The sequence below is a fragment of the Longimicrobiaceae bacterium genome (assembly GCA_035936415.1).
In the GTDB taxonomy this organism is placed as follows: Bacteria; Gemmatimonadota; Gemmatimonadetes; order Longimicrobiales; family Longimicrobiaceae; genus JAFAYN01.
This window is the reverse complement of record DASYWD010000380.1, coordinates 10668-30819: the sequence shown is the minus strand read 5'-3', so window position 1 is coordinate 30819 and position 20152 is coordinate 10668. Positions and strand designations below refer to the sequence as shown.

The 20152-nt window shown below is 73.4% G+C and carries 15 protein-coding genes; 6 read left to right on the top strand and 9 right to left on the bottom strand.

The features are described from left to right. Positions 1–34 precede the first annotated feature (34 nt). From VGR37_15390 to VGR37_15375, 4 genes are all read right to left on the bottom strand, one after another. Positions 35–1417 carry a pitrilysin family protein gene (locus VGR37_15390; protein ID HEV2148788.1) on the bottom strand — a complete coding sequence of 461 codons (1383 nt, stop codon included), beginning with the start codon at positions 1415–1417 and terminating at the stop codon, positions 35–37. Next, a complete protein-coding gene (locus VGR37_15385) occupies positions 1414–2697 on the bottom strand; it encodes a pitrilysin family protein (protein HEV2148787.1) in 1284 nt (427 codons plus the stop codon). Before VGR37_15385 ends, VGR37_15390 begins: the two co-directional genes overlap by 4 nt. A gap of 111 nt (positions 2698–2808) precedes the next feature. Beyond that, positions 2809–3408, bottom strand: a complete 600-nt coding sequence (locus VGR37_15380; protein HEV2148786.1) for a YdcF family protein — start codon at positions 3406–3408, stop codon at positions 2809–2811. A gap of 10 nt (positions 3409–3418) precedes the next feature. Then, positions 3419–4285, bottom strand: coding sequence for a tetratricopeptide repeat protein (locus VGR37_15375; protein ID HEV2148785.1), 867 nt, complete (start codon positions 4283–4285; stop codon positions 3419–3421). A gap of 385 nt (positions 4286–4670) precedes the next feature. On the opposite strand from VGR37_15375, the gene VGR37_15370 reads away from it, so the two are divergent. Both VGR37_15370 and VGR37_15365 read left to right on the top strand, forming a co-directional pair. Then, complete coding sequence (locus VGR37_15370) at positions 4671–5519, top strand: ParA family protein (GenBank protein ID HEV2148784.1); 849 nt, start codon at positions 4671–4673, stop codon at positions 5517–5519. After that, the gene (locus VGR37_15365; GenBank protein ID HEV2148783.1) at positions 5519–6508 is read left to right on the top strand and encodes a ParB N-terminal domain-containing protein; all 990 of its coding nucleotides are present in this window, start codon (positions 5519–5521) and stop codon (positions 6506–6508) included. The genes VGR37_15370 and VGR37_15365 overlap by 1 nt, the downstream gene beginning before the upstream one ends. Positions 6509–6772: 264 nt before the next feature. Here the strand turns inward: VGR37_15365 and VGR37_15360 are convergent, their stop codons facing one another. Next, entirely contained in the window at positions 6773–8131 is a 1359-nt protein-coding gene (locus VGR37_15360) for an amidohydrolase family protein (protein ID HEV2148782.1), read from the bottom strand. A gap of 258 nt (positions 8132–8389) precedes the next feature. Between VGR37_15360 and VGR37_15355 the strand changes: the two genes are divergently transcribed. From VGR37_15355 to VGR37_15345, 3 genes are all read left to right on the top strand, one after another. Beyond that, positions 8390–10888, top strand: coding sequence for a PAS domain S-box protein (locus tag VGR37_15355; protein HEV2148781.1), 2499 nt, complete (start codon positions 8390–8392; stop codon positions 10886–10888). Positions 10889–11053: 165 nt separating this feature from the next. Next, positions 11054–12232, top strand: coding sequence for a hypothetical protein (locus VGR37_15350; protein ID HEV2148780.1), 1179 nt, complete (start codon positions 11054–11056; stop codon positions 12230–12232). Next, positions 12229–13710 carry a hypothetical protein gene (locus tag VGR37_15345; protein ID HEV2148779.1) on the top strand — a complete coding sequence of 494 codons (1482 nt, stop codon included), beginning with the start codon at positions 12229–12231 and terminating at the stop codon, positions 13708–13710. Before VGR37_15350 ends, VGR37_15345 begins: the two co-directional genes overlap by 4 nt. 115 nt (positions 13711–13825) lie before the next feature. On the opposite strand, the gene VGR37_15340 is transcribed toward VGR37_15345, so the two are convergent. Both VGR37_15340 and VGR37_15335 read right to left on the bottom strand, forming a co-directional pair. Beyond that, a complete protein-coding gene (locus tag VGR37_15340; protein HEV2148778.1) occupies positions 13826–14521 on the bottom strand; it encodes an ABC transporter ATP-binding protein in 696 nt (231 codons plus the stop codon). Positions 14522–14601: 80 nt separating this feature from the next. Next, positions 14602–15852 (bottom strand): HlyD family efflux transporter periplasmic adaptor subunit, encoded by a 1251-nt coding sequence (locus VGR37_15335; protein HEV2148777.1) that lies wholly within the window; start codon positions 15850–15852, stop codon positions 14602–14604. Positions 15853–16081: 229 nt separating this feature from the next. Here VGR37_15335 and VGR37_15330 point away from each other — a divergent pair, with 229 nt between their 5' ends. Continuing rightward, the gene (locus VGR37_15330) at positions 16082–18037 is read left to right on the top strand and encodes a serine hydrolase domain-containing protein (GenBank protein ID HEV2148776.1); all 1956 of its coding nucleotides are present in this window, start codon (positions 16082–16084) and stop codon (positions 18035–18037) included. On the opposite strand, the gene sbnB is transcribed toward VGR37_15330, so the two are convergent. Then, positions 18027–19112 carry a 2,3-diaminopropionate biosynthesis protein SbnB gene (gene sbnB / locus VGR37_15325; protein ID HEV2148775.1) on the bottom strand — a complete coding sequence of 362 codons (1086 nt, stop codon included), beginning with the start codon at positions 19110–19112 and terminating at the stop codon, positions 18027–18029. The two genes, VGR37_15330 and sbnB, sit on opposite strands and share 11 nt — an antisense overlap. Continuing rightward, positions 19105–20094: a 2,3-diaminopropionate biosynthesis protein SbnA gene (sbnA, locus tag VGR37_15320; protein HEV2148774.1), complete on the bottom strand. Its 990-nt coding sequence runs from the start codon at positions 20092–20094 to the stop codon at positions 19105–19107. The genes sbnB and sbnA overlap by 8 nt, the downstream gene beginning before the upstream one ends. Positions 20095–20152 lie beyond the last annotated feature (58 nt).

Below are 20152 nucleotides of genomic sequence, written 5' to 3'. Positions count from 1 at the left end.
GGGGGGGGGGGGGGCGCCGGCCGCGGGAAGCCCGCTACGACTCCAGCTCCGCGGGCTGCACCACCCGCACCTCTCCCAGCTCTTCCAGCGGTCCCCGCAGCTGTGCGGCGTCGCCGGCCACCACGGCCACCATGGCGTCGGGGTCCAGGTGCTCGCGGGCGGCGCGGAGCACGTCGTCGGCGCTCACGGCCAGGATCCGCTCCCGGTACCGGTCGATGTCGTCGTCCGGGAGCCCGTGCACGGCGATCTGCGACAGGCGCGAGGCGATTCCGGCGGTGGTCTCGAGCCGGAGCGGGAACACCCCGGCCAGGTACCCGCGCGCATCGTCCAGCTCGGCCTGTGTGACGGGGGCCTCGCGGATGGCGCCCGCCTCGCGCAGGATCTCCCGGATGGAGGCGGCGGTGGCGCCGGACTGCACCGCCGTGGAGACGATGAAGGGCCCGGGGTGCCGCCGCGCCGCGTACGCGGAGCTCAGCCCGTAGGTGTACCCGTGGCGCTCCCGCAGCGTGAGGTTGAGGCGCGAGGAGAAGCCGCCGCCCAGGATCTGGTTCATCACCGTGACGGCGTAGTAGTCCGGGTCGGTGCGGGCGATCCCCACCTGCCCCACGCGCAGCTCGGACTGCACGGAGCCGGGGCGGTCCACCAGCACCACCCGGGGCGCGTCGCGCCGCGGCCGGACCACGGGAGGATTGGAGGGACCGGGAGCGCCCACCCAGTCGCCGAAGCACGCTTCCCCGATCTCCACCGCTTCGTCGGCGGAAAGGTCGCCCGCCGCGATCAGCGTCGCGCCGGCGGGGAGGTAGCGGGTGGCGTGGAACTCCTTCACGTCCTGCCTCGTGAGCCCCTCCAGCGTGCCCAGCGTCCCGGAGAGCGGCCGCGCGTACGGCGTCGCCGGGTCGAAGATGAAGCGGAGCGCCGCCTCATTGGCGAGAAGGCCGGGGTCGGCGCGGCGCTGGGCGATCCCCGCCAGCCGCTGCGCCCGCACGCGGTCCAGCTCGGCCTCGGGGAAGTCCGGGCGGCGGACCAGGTCGGCCAGGATGCGGGCGGCGGGCTCGATGCGGGTGCGGAGCCCGGTGAACCCGACATAGGTGGAGTCCCAGGAGACGCCGCTGTCCTCCAGCACCCCCAGCCCCTCCAGCGCCTCGGCGATCTCCAGCCCGGTCCGCCCGCCCGCGCCGGAGTCCAGCAGCGCGCCGGTGAGCGCGGCCACGCCGGCCCGCCCGGCGTCCTCGTCCAGCCCGGAGGCGGGGAGCGAGACCCCCAGCGTGACGACCGGGAACCGGCGCGCCTCCGCCACCAGCACCTCCATCCCGTTCCCCAGCGCGCGCCGCTGCACCGGGGGGAAGTGGAAGGGCCGGAGCGGCCTGGGCTCCGGGGGGACGGTACGGTCCGGCCCTTCGGTCCGCGGGGCGCTCACGCGGCCTCCCGGACGGCACGGGGGAGGTAGGTGAGCACCGCGCGGTTGTCGGCGCGCAGGTACTCCCGTGCGACGCGGCGCACGTCGTCCGCCGTTACGGCGCGGTACCGGTCCAGCTCCGTGTTGATCCGCCCGGGGTCGTCGAAGAGCATGGTGTACATGGAGATGTCGTTGGCGCGCTCGGCCACCTGCTGGATGCCGACGACGTGGCGCGCCTCGATCCCGGTGACGGCGCGCTCGATCTCCCCCGGGAGCTCCGGGGCGGCGTGCAGCGCGGCCAGCTCGGCCAGCACGGCGGCCTCGAGCGTCTCCACGGGCGTGCCCGCGCTGGCGGTGGAGTGGACCACCAGCAGCGAGGCCCCGGTGACGATCGGGAAGGCGAACGCCCCCACGTCCTTCGCCACGCGGCTCTCGCGCACCAGCGCGCGGTGCAGGCGCGAGGACTTTCCCGTCGCCAGGAGGCTGGTCAGCACGTCCAGTGCGTAGAAGTCGGCGGTGCCGTACGGGGGGATGCGGAAGCCCAGGTACAGCCGCGGCAGCGCCACGTCTCCCTCCACCCGCGCGCGGACCTCCTCTCCGATGCGCGGCGGGACGTCGGGCCGGCCCGGGAGCGGGGGGACCTCCGGCCCTCGCGGGATGGGTCCGAACCAGCGCTCCACCAGCGCCCGCGCCTCGGCCGGGTCGAAGTCGCCGCAGAGGGTGAGCACGGCGTTGTTGGGGGCGTAGTAGGTGCGGAAGAAGTCGCGGACGTCGTCGAGGGTGGCGCCGTCCAGGTCCTCCATGCTCCCGATCACGGAATGGTGGTACGGGTGGTCGGGCGGAAAGACCATCGCCTGGATCCGCTCGTCCCAGTCGCCGTAGGGGGCGTTGTCGACGCGCTGGAGCCGCTCGTTCTTCACCACGGCGCGCTGGTTGTCGAGCTTCTCCCGGGTGATCGCGGGGAGGAAGTAGCCCATCCGGTCGCTTTCCAGCCAGAGCGCCAGCTCCAGCCGGTTCGCGGGCACCGTCTCGAAGTAGTTGGTGCGGTCCAGCCAGGTGGAGCCGTTCACGGAGCCGCCCACCCGCTCCACGTGGGCCATGTGCTGGGTGTCGGGGACGTTCTGCGACCCCTGGAACATCAGGTGCTCGAAGAGGTGCGCGAACCCGGTCTTCCCCGGCCGCTCGTTCCGGCTCCCCACGCCGTACCACAGGTTCACCGCCACGACGGGGTTGCTGTGGTCCTCCGACAGGACGACGCGGAGGCCGTTGGGGAGGGTGTATCGGTCGATCGGTATCTGCATGGAGTGAGATCGAGTGCGAAAGTGCGTGAGTGCGGCGCATCCCGGCGCGGGCGCGAAAAAAACCGGGGGACGCCGCAGCAAGCCCCGGGCCCGGGTGGACGGGGGGACCGGCTACGGGTCCAGCTCGGCGATGGCGAAGGGGAGGCTCAAGCTTTCCCGCAGCATGTGCGTCCGCTCCTCGTCCGGGCTGCGCGAGATGGGGCTCGTGCGCGTGGGCGAGCTGCGGCCCTCGATCCCGACGCGCCAGGCGAGGATCCGCAGGCGCAGCATGTGGAAGGGGTCGCTCACCAAGACGGCGGAGCGGAGGCCGTGGCGCTCCATCAGCGCGGCGACGGCGCGCATGGACTGGAGCGAGGTGAGGCCGCGCTCCTCGGTGAGGATCGCCTCCGGGGGGACGCCGTGGCGCGCGGCGTACCGCTTCCCCACCACGGCCTCGCTCACCGTGTCCCCCGGCCCGGTGCCCCCCGTGGTGATCAGGGTGTCGGCGACTCCCTGCCGGTACAGCTCCACCGCGTGGTCCAGGCGCGCCCTGAGGACGGGGGACGGCTTGCCGTCGTACTGGGCGGCGCCGAGGACGACGATGGCGCCGGAGGCGCGCGCCTCGTCCGCCCGGCCGAAGAGCAGGATGGCGGACAGCACCGCGGCCCAGCCGGTGACCGCCATGAGCAGGAGGACGCCGAGAGCGCCGAGCGCGCGGAGGAGGCGTGTCATCGGGAGGGGGTCAGGGCCGCTGGAGGAGGCGCTCGCGCAGCACGGTGGGGGCGAGCTCCTCGACCAGGAGCTCGCGCGACTCCTCCGCGCCCGTCCCCACCACCTCCTCCACCTCCTGCAGGAGCGCCGCGTCCATCTCCTCGGCGCCCAGCTCCGCCCGGGCGAGGGCGTTCCACGCCTCGTCCTCCCACCCCTCGGCGGCGGAGGCCAGCGCGGACAGGAGCTGCGCCTCCACGTCGGTGGGGCGCTCGGCGGCGGCGCGGTGCAGCGCCTCGGCGGCCTCCTCGCTGCGCCCGGCCTCCAGCAGCGCCATCCCGAAGAGCCCGCGCAGCCACGCGTCGCTCACGTCCAGCGCGAGCGCTTCCTCCAGCTCGGCGACGCCCTCCTCCAGCCGCCCTGCGAGGAGGTAGGCGACCCCCAGCTCGGCGCGCACGCCGGCCTCCTCCCTGGCGAGCTCGCGCGCGGCCTCCAGCTCGGCGACCGCTTCGGCGAACATCCCCTCCCGCGCCAGGTAGGCGCCGTAGGAGACGCGGGCGAAGGGGAGGTCCGGCGCGGTGATGGCGGCCAGGCGCAGCGCGCTCTCCGCCTCGGGGTCGTCGTACAGCGCGACGCCGTTCCCGGCGGTGGCGAGGACGTACGGGTCATCCGGCTGCGCCGCCAGGGTGCGGCGGAAGAACTCGTACGCCTCCCCGTCGCTCCCCAGCTCGCGCGAGGCGACCCCCAGGGCACAGAGGAGCGCCGGGTCCTCCGCGTGGTCGTCCAGCCGCTCCAGCAGTAGCTCGCGCGCCTCGTCCCACCGCCCCTCCTCGCCGAGGCCGGCGGCCTGCTGCAGCAGCTCGTCGAGCGGCCCTTCTACCTGTTCGTCGTGCGTGCTCACCCGCTCCATCCGTTCGCGTCGGTTCCGGCCGCGCGCAAAGCAGGCCGCCCGGCGGGGCGGCGGCTCCGTCCCACGGGGACGGGCGCGCGGTCAGGGACAGTATAGAGCCCCCTGCACCCCCTCGCGAGTGCGGGGGCGGAGCGTTCGCGGCCGCACCGGCCGGGCGCGGGCTGCCACACGCATGCGCGCCCCCGGAGGCGCCGCGTCCCGCCGCGCGAATTCGCGTCGCGTGCAAGCGCATCCGGGAGCGGCGGTTGCGGCGTGGCCGACCGTGAGTCGCCCGCGCGGACGTTCGGCGGCGGGGTTGCCCACCACGCAACCTTTCCGATACCATTGTGCGCCCGAATCGGGCAGCGATCCCTCGACCTCCTCCCGCTGGACAAGGATGACCGAAACACCGCAGCCCCGCCTCGCGCGAACCACCACCGTCGGCAACCTGAAGGGCGGCTCCGGAAAGACCACCAACGCGGTGAACCTGGCGTGCATGCTCGGGCACGGGGTCGCCGGCCTGCCGCCGCAGCGCGTCCTCTTCGTGGACCTGGAGCCGCTGCGCACCGCCAGCCGCTGGCTGGGCGTGGAGGCGCCCTCGGCCGAGCAGAGCAGCGCGGTCCTCTTCCAGGCCGTCCCGCGCAACGGCGGCCGCCCGGCGCACCTGGAGCGTCTGCGGGCCGCGATCCGGCGCGCCGAGAACGAGCCGATCGACCTGATCCCCGCCCACGCGGACGGGCTGGAGGCGGCGGACGGCGTCCGGGGCAAGGAGTTCGACCTCAAGGACAACCTGGCGCTGCTGGCGGAAGAGTACGACTACGTCTTCATCGACCTCCCGGGCTCGCGCACCGGGCGGCTGATCCGCTCGTCGCTGGTGGCGAGCGAGGGGGTGCTGGTCCCGCTGCAGCCGGGCGGCAACTCCATCGAGAGCACGATGGACTTCTTCGAGATGGTCGAGGAGATCCGCCGCGGCGCCAACCCGCTGCTGCGGGTGGACGGGATCGTGATCTCCACCGCGGGGCCCAAGGGCGACGTGGACGCGCAGATCGCGACGGAAACGCTGGTGGAGGTGCTCCCCTACTACCCCGTCTATGGCGCGCGCATCCGCACGCTCAAGGCGATCCAGCGGGCCAGCTCGTTCCGCCTCAGCGTGCAGAGCATGGGCGACCGGGAGGCGATCCGCGACTTCTCCGCCCTGGCCGGCGAGTGGATCCAGGCCATCGGGCGCGTGGAGGCCGGCGTCTGATGCCGCGGTTCAACGCCGCGGCGCTGCGGGAAAAGTCGAAGCAGAACCTGGCGCAGTCGGCGGCCACTGCGGTGGCCGCGAAGGAGGAGACGGAGCAGCTCCTGAGCGGGGCGCGCACCGGGAACGCGACGCTCCCCATCGAGCAGATCCACCCGGACCCGGACCAGCCGCGGAAGTCGTTCGACCGCGAGGGGATGGACGAGCTGAAGCGCGCCATCCTGGCGCTGGGCGGGCTGGAGAACCCGGTGCAGATCTACTACCGGGACGGCCTGGGCTTCACCATCAAGCACGGGGAGCGGCGCTTCCGGGCGCTCAAGGAACTGCTGGACGAGGGGCACGACCGCTTCCGGCAGGTGCCGGTGCTGATGAGCCCGCCGCCGGACCGGAGCCCCGAGGGGGAGCAGCGGCTGCGCATCGCGCAGGTGGTGGAGAACAACGCGCGCCGGGGGCTCCTCCCGCTGGAGACGGCGGAGCAGTTCCACCTGATCGCGACCTCCGGGCGCGAGGAGCCGATCCCGGCGACGCACCTGGCCGAGCTGACCGGGACGGAGGAGCGCGTCGTGCAGCGCTTCCTGTTCGTGGTGGGCGGGCTCACCGGAGAGGAGCGCGCCGGGCTGCGCGAGGCGTGGCCGGAGGCGCCGCTCCGCCCGCTCTACGCGCTGGTCCAATGGCTCCAGGAGCACGGCCGCCGGCTCGATGCGGAGCAGCGCGCGGCGGCGATCGAGCGCTTCGCCCGGGAGAGGCCGACGGAGCGGATGGTGCGGGTGGCGCTCCGGGACCTTGCGCCGAAGAAGAAGCCGGGGCGGCCCGCCCGGAAGCGGTTCACCTCGGGGACGACCCGGACGGGGGCGTTCCAGGTGAAGCTCACCCTCCCGCCGGAGCTGGTGCGCGACGCGGCTTCGATCCGGAAGGCTCGTGCGGACCTGCAGCGCGTGCAGGAGCAGCTGCAGGAGATGGAGCGGGCGCTCGGGGAGGCCGAGGGGGAGTAGACGCGGCTGGGCGAGGATTTCTTTTCGCCGGAAAGCGTTGTACGCTCAGAAGATACGGGGGTGGCGACCGGTGGTCGCCGCCCCTTGTCCGTATGTGGGACTCGGCTGTGTCGCGAGAGGTCGGCGGGGGGAGGCTCCTCCGGCGGTGCGAAACTCGCCCGGCCACCCCGGAGCCCGGAGGGACAGCGCGGGCTCACACAGACGCACCGCCTGCTGAGCCTCCCCCCACCTCCCGGTCGCCCTCTCCGACATTCTCGATGAGCGCTACCGGTTGTTTGCGGCGATCTGCTCCAGGCGGGCGTCGATCTCGGCGCGCGGGACCCAGCGGCCACGGACCATCACGCCCCGGATGCGGGACAGGTTGGCGACGTCGCGCAGCGGGTCTGCTTCCAGGAGGAGGAGGTCGGCGCGGTGGCCGGGGGCCACGAGGCCGAAGCGGTCCTCCCCCGCGAAGTACTCGCCGACGCTGCGCGTGCCGGAGCGGAGGATCTCCCACGGGGTCATCCCCGCCGCCGACATCCGCTGCAGCTCGCGGTGGAGCGAGAAGCCGGGAACGGAAAACTGCTGCGGGGCGTCGGTGCCCATCAGGATGCGGACGCCGCCGCGGTTCAGCGCGCCGAGTACGGCCATGCGGTTGGCGATCGTCCGGCGCGCGGCGGCCCGGTCGGACTCCGGGGCGCGCAGGCGCTGCTCGTGCGCGCGGATCCAGGACTCCACCTGGCTCGGGGGCATGTAGCGCAGCTCCGGGTAGGCACGCAGCGAATCCAGGTCGGCCACGCCGTACAGCACCTCCCACAGCGCCATCGTCGGGACGATCCAGGCCCCGGCCTGGCGAGCGCGGCGCACCACCGCGGCCACGGAGTCGGGGTTCAGGGGCCCTGCGCCGCCCAGGTGCTCCACGAAGCCGTCCATGTGCTCGAACGTCTCCTGCCCGGCCTCCAGCGCGCGCATGAGCCCTACCTCCGCGGGGACGTGGCCGCCGAAGCGGATCCCCACCTCGCGCGCGGTGCGCGCCATGGCGTCGTACTCCGCCCGGGTGAGCCCCGGGTGCACCTTGAGCAGGTCCCACCCCTCGGCCTTCTGCCGCCGCACCATCTCCGCGGCCTGCTCCGGGGAGTCCACGGAGTTGCCGTTGAAGCTGGGCCCGGCCAGGTACAGGGTGGGAGCGAGCAGCTCCCCGCGGTTCGCGCGGGCGCGGAGGTCGAGCTGGCCGGGGGCGCCCAGCATCCCCCGCACGGTGGTGATCCCGTTGGCGAGGTAGAGGAAGAGCACGTCCTCGGTGTACCGGGCGGGCGCGCCGGGCGGGGGGACGTGCCCGTGCATCTCGGCCAGACCGGGCATCAGGTACCTGCCGCGGCCCTGGACGACGCGGGCCCCCGCCGGGACCCGGACGCTGCGCTCCGGACCCACCTGGACGATCCGGTCGCCCCGTACCAGCACCGTCTGGCCGGGGAGGGCGCGGCTGGTGTCCATGGGGAGCACCGTCACGCCCACGAAGGCGGTGACCGGCTCGGCGGGCGCCGCCCCCTGCGCCCAAGCGGCCGTGGCGGTGGAGAGCACGAGGCAGAGGGCGAGGAGCAGGGCGCGGACGGTGGCGAGGGCGCGGAGCGGCGATGCGTGCATGGCGAAGCGGGGGCGGAGGTGTCGGGGGAACCGGACCGTCTCAAGATCGGGCGGAGACGGCGCCGGGTCCAGCCTCTGCCCTCGAATGCGGCGAGGGGCGGTCGAGACGGCGGCAAAAAGGCTGCAGGCGGGTGTGGCCCGACGGCGGCCGTCGCTGCGTCCGCCGCCATGCGGCACGCGGCCTGCGGCACGGTGGAAAGGCCCATGGAGGCCGCCCGGCGCCGCCCGGCACGGCTCCACGGAACCCGGAGGCGCGCCATGACACCCCAGCCCCACAGGATCGCCGACCCCGACCGCCTCGCGGCCGTGCGGGAGGCACGCCTCGTCGAGCATCCGCCCGGCGGACAGCTCGACTCGCTCACCCGCCTCGCCCGGGTCGTCCTCCGGGTACCCACGGCCCTCGTCACGCTCCTGGACGCGGAGCGGGAGACCATCGAGAGCGCCGCCGGCCTCCCCGGGCCCGCGGACTCGCTTCCCGCGATCCCGCTGGCGGATTCGCTCTGCCGGCACATCGTCGCCTCCGACGAGCCGCTCCTGGTGGAGGACGCGCGCCTGCACGAGCGGGTTCGCGACGGCGCGGCCATCCGCGCGCTGGGGGTGGCCGCCTACGCGGGGGTGCCGATCCGTGCCCCGGGCGGAGCCGTCCTGGGGGCCTTCTGCGCGATCGACCACCTCCCGCGCGGGTGGCTGGCGGACGAGGTGGCGATCCTCGCCGGGCTCGCCGAGGCCGCCGAGGCGGAGATGGCGCGCCGGCTCGCCCTGCGCCGGGAGCGCGCCGACGCTTCGCGGTTCCGGACCCTGGTCGAGAGCTCGCTGGCGGGGATGTACCTGGTGCAGGACGGCCGCATCGTGTACGCCAACCCCAGGTTCGGCGCGCTCCTGGGCTACGGCGCGGGCGACGCCGTCGCCGGGCGGCCGATCCTGGAGTTCGTGGTGCCGGAGGATCGCGAGCGGGTCCGGGAGAACATCCGCAGGCGGGTGGAGGGCGAGGTGGACGAGGTCCAGTACTCCTTCCGGGCCCTGCGGAAGGACGGCTCGGCCGTGGAGGTGGAGGCCCACGGGAGCCGCACGGAGCTGGACGGCAGGTGCGCCATCGTCGGAACGCTGCTGGACGTGACGGAGCGCAGGCGCGCGGAAGTGGCGCTCCGCGAGGCCGCGGAGCGCCTGCGGCTCGTGGAGCGGGCGACGGAGGACGTGATCTGGGAGTGGGACGTGCGCACGGGCGAGGTGCGCTGGAACGAGGCAGGCCCGAAGCTCTTCCGCTACCCCCCGGACGAGGTGGGCACGACCATGGAGTGGCACCGGCAGCACATCCACCCGGACGACCGGGAGCGGGTGATCCGGAGCCTGCAGTCGGAGCTGGGCGGCGTGGGCGAGATCTGGTCCAACGAGTACCGCTTCCGCCGCGGAGACGGACAGTACGCCACCGTGTTCGACCGGGGATGCGTGGTCCGCAACGAGCGGGGCGAGCCCGTGCGGATCCTCGGCTCCATGGTGGACGTGACCGAGCGCCGACGCGCCGAGGACGCCCAGAGGTTCCTGTCCCGGGCCAGCGTGCTCCTGGACAGCACCCTGGACGGCGAGTCGTCGCTCGGCGCCCTGGCGCGGGAGTGCGTCCCGTTCCTGGGGGAGCTCTGCATGATCGACCTGGCCGAGCCGGACCGCGGCATCCGCCGCGTCGCTACCGCCCACCAGGACCCCACGCGGGAGGAGCCGCTCACGCGCGTGGCGGAGCCGGCTCCACGCCCCGTCGCCGCGGACCACCCGGTAGCGACGGTGCTGCGGGAGGGAGAGTCGATCTTTCTCCCCGAATTCGATGCGTCCGAGGTGGACGCGCTCGGCTACGAGCCCGGCGAAGCGGCGGCGCTCCGGGAGGTGGGCGTGTGCTCCCTCATGGTGGTGCCGCTGGCCGCGGGCGAGCACCGGCTGGGCGCCGTCACGGTGGGCACGTCGGACCGCGGACGCCCGTACACGCTCCTCGACCTGGCCCTGGTGCAGGACCTGGCGCACCGGATCGCCCTGGCCGTGGAGCACCTGCGGCTCTACCGGCAGGCGACGGAGGCGGTCCGCGCGCGGGACGAGATGCTGGCCGTCGTCTCGCACGATCTGCGCAACCCTCTCAACGCGATCCAGATGTGCGCGACCCTCCTCAAGGAGGCGGGACGGGACCGGCGGATCGACAACCAGCGCTTCCTGGAGCTGATCACCCGCACCTCGAAGCAGATGGGCCTGCTCATCGACGACCTCCTGGACGTGGGGAGCATGCACGGGGAGCGCTTCTCCGTCACGCCGTCCCGCACGAGCCTGGAGTGGCTGCTCGGCGACGCGGGCGAGCTCCTGGGCCCCCTCGCCGCGAAGAAGCGGATCGAGCTGGAAACACGGGTGGACCCGGAGGCTTCCACCGCCTGGCTCGACCCGCACCAGATCCTGCGGGCCATCTCGAACCTGGTGGGGAACGCGATCAAGTTCACGCCCGAGGGGGGCACCATCACGCTGCGCGCCGAGGCGGAGGGCGAGGAGGTGCGGATCTCGGTCTCCGACAGCGGGCCGGGGATCCGCCCGGAGCACCTCCCACACGTCTTCACCCGCTTCTGGCAGGCCAGGCCGGGGGACCGCCGCGGCGCAGGGCTGGGGCTGGCGATCACGAAGGGGATCGTGGAGGCGCACGGTGGGCGCATCTGGGTGGAGAGCCGCGAGGGGGAGGGTGCGACGTTCACGTTCACGGTCCCGGCCGTCGGGGAGGACGGAAGCGGATAGCCGCCACGGCGGCCGGCCGGTGCAGCAGGGGCCGGAACGGCGCGTCGGCCCCCGAACGCGGAGCTTGTCCGCCCCGCCGGCACCCGGTACTATTCGATCTCTCCCCTCCCCGGGCCGCTCCCGGCCCGGCGCCGTACCCTGGAACAAGCTCTCCGAGGAGCCCCCATGGAGGCATCCGTCGCCTCGCTCCCCAGCGCCCCGCCGGCCGCGCGGCCGCAGGCCGATGCCGCGGGCGTCCCCTGGTACGTCCACGCCGTCCTCTTCGCCTCCACGAGCGTGATCGTCGGAGTGCTCTGGGACATCTCCTGGCACCAGAGCATCGGGCGCGACACCCTCTTCTCGCCCCCGCACCTGGCGATCTACCTGGGCGGCGTGGTCGCGGGCGTCGTCTGCGGCTGGCACGTGCTGCACCTCACCCTGGCGGGCACGCAGGAGGAGCGCGCGGCCAGCGTCACGTGGTGGAAGTACTTCCGCGGGCCGCTCGGCGCGTGGACGTGCATCTGGGGCGCTTTCGCCATGCTTACCTCGGCGCCCTTCGACGACTGGTGGCACAACGCCTACGGGCTGGACGTGAAGATCCTTTCCCCGCCCCACACCGTGCTGGCGATGGGGATCCTCGCCATCCAGATGGGCGCGCTCTTCATGGTGCTCGCGCTGCAGAACCGGCCGGGCGAGCGGCGGGTGCTCCCGTGGATGGTGGCGTACGCCATGGGGCTGGTGCTGCTCAACTTCACCACCATGGTCAGCGAGTACACCTGGCGCATCTTCCAGCACGGCTCGCTCTTCTACCAGGTGGCGGCGGGCGTGGTGCCGCTGGCGCTGGCGGCGGCTGCGGTCGCGGGGCGGCTGCGGTGGCCGGCCACCGCGGCGGCGGCGGTCTACCTGGGGGTGCTCCTCCTGCTCACCTGGATCCTCCCGCTCTTCCCGGCCGAGCCGAAGCTGGCGCCGGTGCGCTTCCAGATCACGCAGATGATGCCGCCGCAGTTCCCGCTGCTGCTGGTGGTGCCCGCCTTCTTCATGGACCTCGTCTTCCACCGCATGCGCGGCCGGAGCCGCTGGCTCCTCGCCGCCGCGCTCGGCGCCGCCTTCCTGGCGGCCTTCTTCGTGGTGCAGTGGTACTTCTCCCTGTTCCTGAACTCCGGGTACGCCCGCAACCCGGTGTTCGGGCAGCACCTGCGCCCGTACATGCTGGGCGAGCAGAGCTACCTCGCGCGCGGCGCGTACATGAACCCGGAGTCGGGGATGGTCCTGGCGAAGGGGCTGGCGATCGCGCTCGGGATCTCCGTGCTTTCCGCGCGGCTCGGGCTCGCCTGGGGCGACTGGATGGCGAGGGTGCGCCGATGATGCGCCGCGCGCTCGGCACGCTGGGGCTCCTGGCCGCGCTGCTCGTGCTCTCCGGCCACGTGGGCAGCCCCACCATCTTCCTGGAGGGGAACGCGGGCCCCTACCCGGTGCGCGTGACCATCCGCCCGCCGGAGGTGATCCCGGGGCAGGCGGAGATCTCGGTCCGGGTGCCCGACGGGGCCGCCGAGCGGGTGACCGTCCGGCCGGTGCGCTGGGACCTGGGGCTGGAGGGCGCGCCGCGCCCCGACGTGGCCGCGCCCGTGCAGGGCGAGCCGAATCTGTTCAGCACGCAGCTGTGGCTGATGGACTTCGGCTCCTACAGCGTCCACGTGGCGGTGGAGGGGCCCCGGGGGACGGGGACGCTCATCGTCCCGGTCCCGGCCATGGCGACCGGCGTCGCCGGGATGCCGCGGGGGCTGGCGCTGGCGCTGGTCGGGCTGGGCCTCTTCCTGGCGGTGGGGCTCCTCACCATCGTGGGCGCCGCGGTGCGCGAGGCGGTGCTCCCGCCCGGCGAGGAGCCGGACGCCGCGCGGAGGCGGCGCTCGTGGGCCGCGCGTGCGATGGCGGTTCCCGCGCTCGCGCTCGCGCTGTTCGGCGGGGCGAAGTGGTGGAGCGCGGAGGAGGCCCGCTACGGCGAGAAGCTGTACCGCGCCCCGCGCGTGGAGGCCGGGGTGGCGGAGGAGGCCGGCGGCCGGGTGCTGACGCTGCGCGTGGAGCACTGGAGGGCGCCCGGCGGCGGGCCCTGGAGCGGCCTCCTCCCAGACCACGGGAAGCTGATGCACATGTTCCTGGTCCGCGACGGGCTGGACGCCTTCGCGCACGTGCACCCGGTCCGGGTGGACTCGGTCACCTTCCGCCTCCCCCTCCCGCCGCTCCCCGCGGGCGACTACCGGCTCTACGCCGACATCGTCCACGAGAGCGGCTTCACCCAGACGCTCACCGACACCCTGTCGGTGCCGGCCGGCGCGGCCGGGGCGGGGATCGACGCCGACGACTCCTGGCACGTGGCTCCCGCCAGCCGGGCCGCCGCCACCCGGCTCGCCGACGGGTCCACGATGACCTGGGTGCGCGAGGGGCGGCTCCGGGCCGGCAGGGAGACCACCCTCCGCTTCCGCGTGGCCGACCCCGCGGGCGCGCCCGCGCGCCTGGAGCCCTACATGGGGATGCTGAGCCACGCCGCCGTCTCCCGCGACGACGGCTCGGTGTTCGTGCACCTGCACCCCTCGGGCACCGTGTCGACGGCCGCGCAGGCGCGCTTCGAGCAGATCGAGCGCGGCGACACCGTGCGCGACGCACGCGGCCAGCTCGTCCTCCCGGGCGCCGCGGCGCACCCGGCGGGGCACGGCGGCCACGCGCCCGCCCCGAGCGAGGTGTCGTTCCCGTACGAGTTCCCGCGGCCCGGCCGCTACGGCGTGTGGGTGCAGGTGAAGCGGGAGGGGCGGGTGCTCACCGGCGCGTACGTGGTGGAGGTGGAGTAGGCCCTGGGCGCTTCGGCGCCGGGGGACGGGTACGGCCCACGAAAGGCGCCCCCACCGGGAGATCCCGGTGGGGGCGCCGTGCCGTTGCAGGCTCTTCCCTGCTCCGTCCCGGTCGTCAGGCCTGGAGCGCGACCTCCTGCCGCACGTGGGTGCCCACCACCTGCCCGTCGAACAGGTTGATGGTGCGGTGGCTGAACTCCGCGTCCCGCGCCGAGTGGGTGACCATGACGATCGTCGTCCCGCCCTCGTTCAGCTCCGTGAGGAGCTGCATGATCTCCTCGCCGTGGGCCGAGTCCAGGTTCCCCGTCGGCTCGTCGGCCAGGATCAGCTTGGGGGACGAGACGACCGCCCGCGCGATGGCGACGCGCTGCTGCTGGCCGCCGGAGAGCTGCTGCGGGTGGTGGTTCCTCCGGTGCTCGATCCCGACCCGCTCCAGCGCCTCCTCCACGCGGCGCTCCCGCTCTCCCGCCGGCACCTTGAGGTACAGCAGGGGCATCTCCACGTTCTCGTAGACGCTCAGCTCGTCGATCAGGTTGAAGCTCTGGAAGATGAAGCCGATGTTCCCCTTGCGCATCCGTGCCCGCTCCCGCTCGGAGAGGCCGGACACCTCGCGCCCCAGGAAGCGGAACTCTCCACCCGTGGGGTTGTCCAGGAGGCCCAGGAGGCTCAGCAGCGTCGACTTGCCGCAGCCGCTGGGACCCATGATCGTCACGAACTCCCCTTCGGAGACCTCCGCATCGATCCCGTTCAGCGCCGTCGTCTCCACCTCGTCGGTGGTGTACACCTTGGTGAGATTCCTGATCTCGATCATGCCTGCCTTCCTCGCTCGTTGGGTTGGGGATGCGGCGGACGGCGCCCCGGGTCGCGCCGACGGCCCAGCGGGACGGTGCTTCAGTCGACGAGGAGGGTCCCCGTGTCCCGGTAACCGTCATAGCTCGAGACCACCACCCGGTCGCCCGGCCGGAGCCCGTCGAGGACCTCGAAGTACTGCGGGTTCTGCCTTCCCAGGCGGATCTCGCGGCGGACGGCACGCTCTCCCGACCCGTCCAGGACGAACGCCCAGCTCCCGCCCGTGGTCTGGTGGAAGGCGCCCTGGGGGAGGAGAACGGCCGGCTTGCTGTCGCCCAGCGTCAGCCGGATCCGGACCGTCTGCCCGCGCCGCACGTCCGCGGGGCTCTTTCCGTCGAACGCGAGCTCGATCTGGAACTTGCCGTCCTTCACCTCCGGGTGGATCTTCGCCACCTTCAGGCGGTAGGACTCCCCGGCGTGCTGGAACTCGCCGGCCTGGCCGACGCTCACGCGGGAGATGTGGTACTCGTCGATGTCCGCGAGGACCCGGTACCCGTCCAGGACGTCGATCTGCCCGAAGCGGTGGCCGGAGACGCGCAGCTCGCCGACCTCGGCGTCGAGCGCGGTGAGGCGCCCGGAGACCGGCGCCCGCACGGTCAGGTTGTCGAGGATCTCCCGCAGGACGCCGTTGTTCGCGCGCATCCGGCCGGTCATCTCCGTGAGGTCGCTCGCCTGCCGCTCCATGCGCAGGGAGTCCTGCCGGAACGCGCGGAGCATCAGCTCCTTGCGGTTCTTCCAGTGCTCGAACTCCTCCTCGGCCGCCATGTACTCCTCGCGGGAGATGAGCTGGCGCTCGAAGAGGGCCCGGTTCTGCTGGTGCCGCCGGGCGAGGCCCTGGAGCTGGAAGTCGGCCTCGGCGAGCTGCTCGCGCAGCCGCAGGGCGTTGCGCTCGATCTCGAACCTCATGTTCGCCAGGAGGTTGAGCTGCTCCACGTTCTGGGCGTCCGCCTGCAGCAGGTCGAGCTGGAGGGAGTTGTTCGAGAGGCGGAGGATCGGCTGCCCCTCCTGCACCAGCGTCCCTTCCCGGACGTAGACGGCCTCGACCCGCCCGCCCTCGACCGCGTCCAGGTACACCGTGCGGACCGGCTCCAGGCTCCCGACCACGGGGATGTACTCCTCGAACACCCCTTCGCGGACCTGGGCGATCTCCAGGCGCTTGGAATCCACCCGCAGGCGGGCGCCGCCCTCGTCGGGGCGCAGGAGGAGGAGGGCCAGGGCCCCGAGGATCGCGACCGCGCCGAGGGTGAGGATCCGCCCCCTGGACCACTTCGGCTTCTCGATCCTGCGGTCCATCCCGGGTCCGGAGCGGCGCGGGCGGTCCTCTGCTGCGTTCCTGGGCGAGCCTGGGGCGCTTCGATCCGTGGATACCTGCATCTTCGGTTGGGTACTGGTTTTAGGGAGGTGGGGCCCTGCGGCCCCGCTAATTTGACACGATCGGCGGAATTTGGCAAGTTAGCCGCCAACAATTACTTGAGCACGGCTTCACCCGCGCCCCGCCACCCGCTCCATTACGCCACCGGACATGCGCTTCCACCCCGGCGTGGGCTCCCCGCCCACGGCCCTGCTCCCGCCCGCACTCGCGGTGCTCGTCCTGCTCCTCCTGGGGATGGCGCACCCCCTGGGCGGGCAGCTGCGGGCGGCCGGTCCGCTCGACTCCGCCGAGGTGGAGCGGTTCCTGGACACCACGCTGGTACGCCGGATGGCGGAGTCCCGCGTGCCGGGCGCGAGCGTCGCGATGGTGCGGGACGGGAAGCTGCTCCTGGCGAAGGGGTACGGCTACGGGGACCTCGCCCGGAGGGAGCCGGTGGACCCCGGCGCCACGGTGTTCCGGGTAGGGTCGGTCTCCAAGGTCCCGACCGCCGTGGCGGTCCTGCAGCTCGCCGAGCGCGGAGAGCTCGACCTGCACGCCGACGTGGACCGCTACCTGGGCGGCCGCGTCCGGGTGGACGGCCCCTTCCGCGAGCCGGTGACCGCCGCGCACCTGCTGACGCACACCGGGGGATTCGACGAGCGCTTCATCGGGATGGCGGCCCGCAGCCCGGCCGAAGCGGAGCCGCTGGGCGAGTACCTGGCCCGCCGCATGCCGCCCCGCGTCGCCCCGCCCGGCGAGCTCATCCGGTACTCCAACCACGGGATGGCGCTGGCCGGCTACCTCGTGGAGGAGGTCTCGGGCGTTCCCTTCGAGCGCTACGTGGAGGAGCGCGTCCTCCTGCCCCTGGGAATGCGCCGGAGCGGCTTCGGCCCGGTCCGGTGCGCCGGTTGCCGGGAGGCGACGGGGTACCGGCTCCGCGGCGACCGGTTGGTGCCCGCCCGACCGGACGACCTCTCGCAGATCGCCCCCGCCGCCTCCTTCCGGACCACCGCGCTGGACATGGTCCCCTTCCTCCTGGCCCACCTGCAGGAGGGCCAGGCCGGAGGGGGGCGCATCCTCCGCCCGGAGACGATGCGCGGGATGCACCGCCGGCAGGTGGCGCACCACCCCTTCCTTCCGGGCGTCGCCTACGGCCTCTTCGAGCACTTCGAGAACGGGCGCCGGGCGCTCTGGCACGGCGGGTCCTGGAACGGCTTCACCAGCCTCTTCTTCCTCCTCCCGGACGAGGAGGTGGGGCTCTTCGTCGCGTACAACGGCGAGTACCAGCCCGAGCTGGTGGAAGGGCTCGTCAGCGCCTTCCTCGATCACTACTACCCCGCCCCCGGGCCCCTCCCCCCGCCGTCCGGCGCGGCCGGCGCACCGGGGGGCGGGCTCGCCGGGTGGTACCGCCCGCTCCCCTACGCGCGCCGCGGCGTGGAGAAGCTGGTCGCCCTCTTCAGCCAGCACGCGGTCCGGCTCGACGACGACGGCCGCGTGCTGGAGGTCCGCTTCCCCGGAGACGGCGGGACCGGGCGGTGGGCCGCCGCGGCCCCCCTGGCCTTCCGGCGCGTGGACGAGGGGCTGCTGCACGGGCCCTACGGGCGTGCGGCCTTCGTTCCCGCGGCGGACGGACGCCCGGCCATCCTTTCTCTCGGCGCGCGTGCCCTGGAGAAGCTCGCCTGGTACGACACCACTGCCTTCCACCTGGTCCTCCTGGCGCTCAGCGCCCTGGTCTTCCTCTCGGTGTGCGTCGCCCGGGCCGCCGGGTGGCTGCGCCGGACGGGCCGCCGCGATCCTCCCGCGTCCTCCGCCGCGCGTGGCGTGCACACCCTCGCCGGGGCGGTGTGCGCGCTGAACACCGCCTTCCTCCTGGGAGGAGCGGCGATCCTCTGGCTCGGCGCGGGCGAGGGCGGAATCGTCTTCCTGTACGGCTTTCCGCCTGCCCTGCGGGTGCTGCTCGTCCTCCCCGTCGTTTCCGCGGCGCTCACCGCCGCCCTGGCGGGCCTCCTCCTCCTCACCTGGAGGAGGCCCGTCCCCCGCCGCGCCGCGCCGGTGCTCGTCGCCCTGGCCGGCGCGGGCTTCCTCTGGTTCCTGTACTACTGGAACCTGCTGGGCTTCAACTACTGACGCCGGGGCTCCACCCGCCGGAGGCCGCGGCCGTCTCCGGCTCCTCCCGCCCCCAGGGGCGCGGGAAGAAGTCGCCGATGCGGGTGCCGATCCCCTGCTCGCGCGCCAGTTCCTGGACGAGCTGGCCCACGGCCAGGTCCAGCACCCCCAGGCCGAAGGGGCTGAACACCGAGATCCGCTCCGGGTCGGGCCGCGCCGGCTCGGCGCCGCTGGTGATCCGCGCGAGGGAGCTGCGGATGAAGTCCCGGCCACCCGTCTGCTGCTCCGCGAGGTGCACCGAGGTCTGGGCGCGGCAGACGTGGTCCGCGTCGTCGACGACGTTGTCCGCGGCCAGGATCACCTCCGGGGTCAGGTCGCGCAGCGAGACGTGCAGGATCGTGGCGCCCGGCGGGCATGCCGACACGTCGCCGACGTGGGGCGTGACGGCCGTCGTCCCGAAGGACACCAGCGGCGCTCCGGCGAGCACGTCGGCCGGGCTCTCCACCACCACCGCCTCCAGGCGATCCGACAGGCGGCGGGCCTGCCTGCCGAAGAGCGCCGCCCGCGCCGGGTCCATGTCGTGGAGCACGAGGGTCCGGATCCCCGGGAAGACCGCCAGGAGGAAGCGGGTGATCTCGAAGTTGATCAGGCCGCACCCCACCAGCCCCAGGCGCGAGACGTCCGCGTCGCGGTGCAGGACGCTCGCCCCCAGGGCGGCGCTGGCCGCGGTGCGCTTCGCGCTGATGACGGAGCTCTCCAGGAAGGCCTGGGGGCGTCCGGTCTCGGTGGAGTTGAGGATCAGCGCGGCGGACGCGCGGTCGATCCCCCGCTCCAGGTTCCCCGGGAACGAGGAGATCCACTTGATCCCCGCCACGTCGAACCCGTCCCCCAGGTAGGCGGGGAGGGCGATGACGCGGTCCCGCTCCTGCCCCGGGCGGGGGAACCGGAGGAAGGACGAATGCGGGAGCGAGCTCTCCCCCCGCTCGTGCACTTCGTAGGCGCCGCGCACCAGGTCGATCACCTGGCGCTCGCGCCCCTCCAGCAGCGAGACGATCTCCTCGCCCCGCACCACCAGGATGTCGTCGCGGTCAGACATACTCCTCCATGAGTGCTGTTTCCGTCCAGAGATGGGACACGGGCCCGAACTTCTCTTCGACCCACGCGTCGTCGTAGATGGTCTCCAGGTAGCGCTCCCCGCGGTCGCACAGGATCACCGCGCACCGGGAGGCCGGCGGGATCCGGTCGCGCATCCGCTCCACCGCCGTCATGACCGCACCGGCCGACCCGCCCGCGAGGATCCCCTCCCTGCGGACCAGCCGCCGGCACCCGACCACGCAGTCCAGGTCGCTCACCAGCACCACCTCGTCCGCCATCTCCGGGCGGTACAGGCCGGGGCGCTCCCCCGCGCCCAGCCCGGGGACCAGGCGGGGCCCCGGCGCCCCCCCGAAGATCACGCTCCCGATGGAGTCCACCGCCACCACCTTCGTCCGCATCCCCCGGGCGCGGATGTATTCCGAGCACCCGCGGATGGTGCCGCAGGTGCTGGTGGCGGCGAAGAGGTAGTCCAGCTCTCCCCCGGCCGCCGCGGCGATCTCCTCCATCGTGGTGGTGAGATGGGCCTCGGCGTTGCGCGCGTTGGCGTGCTGGTCGGTCCAGAAGCTCTTCGGATACTGTGCCTGCAGCTCGCGCAGACGCTGGAGCCGGGCATGGAAGAAGCCGTCGGGCCCGGGGTCGGTGACCACGTCCACCCGCGCCCCGTAGGCCTCCAGGATGCGGATGTTCTGCGTGGTGGTGCGGGAGTCCACGATGCAGACGAAGCGCAGCCCGTAGTAGGCGCACACCTGGGCGAGGCCGATCCCCATGTTCCCGGAGCTCGACTCCAGGATCACGGTGTCCGGGTCGATCTCCCCCCGCTCCAGCGCTTCCCGGAGGATCCGGAAGGCGGGCCTGTCCTTGGCGCTCCCGCCCGGATTGAATCCCTCCAGCTTCGCGTAGAGCTGGAAGTCCGCATCCGGGAGGTAGCGTTCCAGCTCGATCGTCGGGGTGTTCCCGATCACTGAGATGATCCCCCGCTTCATCGTCGTCCTTTCCTGTGGGTGGTGCCTGGTAGTGGACGGGGCGGTCGGCCCCGGATGC

Excerpts from the sequence above, each read along its gene's own strand:
- VGR37_15340 (HEV2148778.1), bottom strand. The coding sequence starts at position 14,521 with ATGATCGAGATCAGGAATCTCACCAAGGTGTACACCACCGACGAGGTG.
- VGR37_15370 (HEV2148784.1), top strand. The coding sequence starts at position 4,671 with ATGACCGAAACACCGCAGCCCCGCCTCGCGCGAACCACCACCGTCGGC.
- sbnA (HEV2148774.1), bottom strand. The coding sequence starts at position 20,094 with ATGAAGCGGGGGATCATCTCAGTGATCGGGAACACCCCGACGATCGAG.
- VGR37_15365 (HEV2148783.1), top strand. The coding sequence starts at position 5,519 with ATGCCGCGGTTCAACGCCGCGGCGCTGCGGGAAAAGTCGAAGCAGAAC.
- VGR37_15355 (HEV2148781.1), top strand. The coding sequence starts at position 8,390 with ATGACACCCCAGCCCCACAGGATCGCCGACCCCGACCGCCTCGCGGCC.
- VGR37_15330 (HEV2148776.1), top strand. The coding sequence starts at position 16,082 with ATGCGCTTCCACCCCGGCGTGGGCTCCCCGCCCACGGCCCTGCTCCCG.
- VGR37_15380 (HEV2148786.1), bottom strand. The coding sequence starts at position 3,408 with ATGACACGCCTCCTCCGCGCGCTCGGCGCTCTCGGCGTCCTCCTGCTC.
- VGR37_15360 (HEV2148782.1), bottom strand. The coding sequence starts at position 8,131 with ATGCACGCATCGCCGCTCCGCGCCCTCGCCACCGTCCGCGCCCTGCTC.
- VGR37_15385 (HEV2148787.1), bottom strand. The coding sequence starts at position 2,697 with ATGCAGATACCGATCGACCGATACACCCTCCCCAACGGCCTCCGCGTC.
- VGR37_15350 (HEV2148780.1), top strand. The coding sequence starts at position 11,054 with ATGGAGGCATCCGTCGCCTCGCTCCCCAGCGCCCCGCCGGCCGCGCGG.
- VGR37_15345 (HEV2148779.1), top strand. The coding sequence starts at position 12,229 with ATGATGCGCCGCGCGCTCGGCACGCTGGGGCTCCTGGCCGCGCTGCTC.
- VGR37_15335 (HEV2148777.1), bottom strand. The coding sequence starts at position 15,852 with ATGGACCGCAGGATCGAGAAGCCGAAGTGGTCCAGGGGGCGGATCCTC.
- sbnB (HEV2148775.1), bottom strand. The coding sequence starts at position 19,112 with ATGTCTGACCGCGACGACATCCTGGTGGTGCGGGGCGAGGAGATCGTC.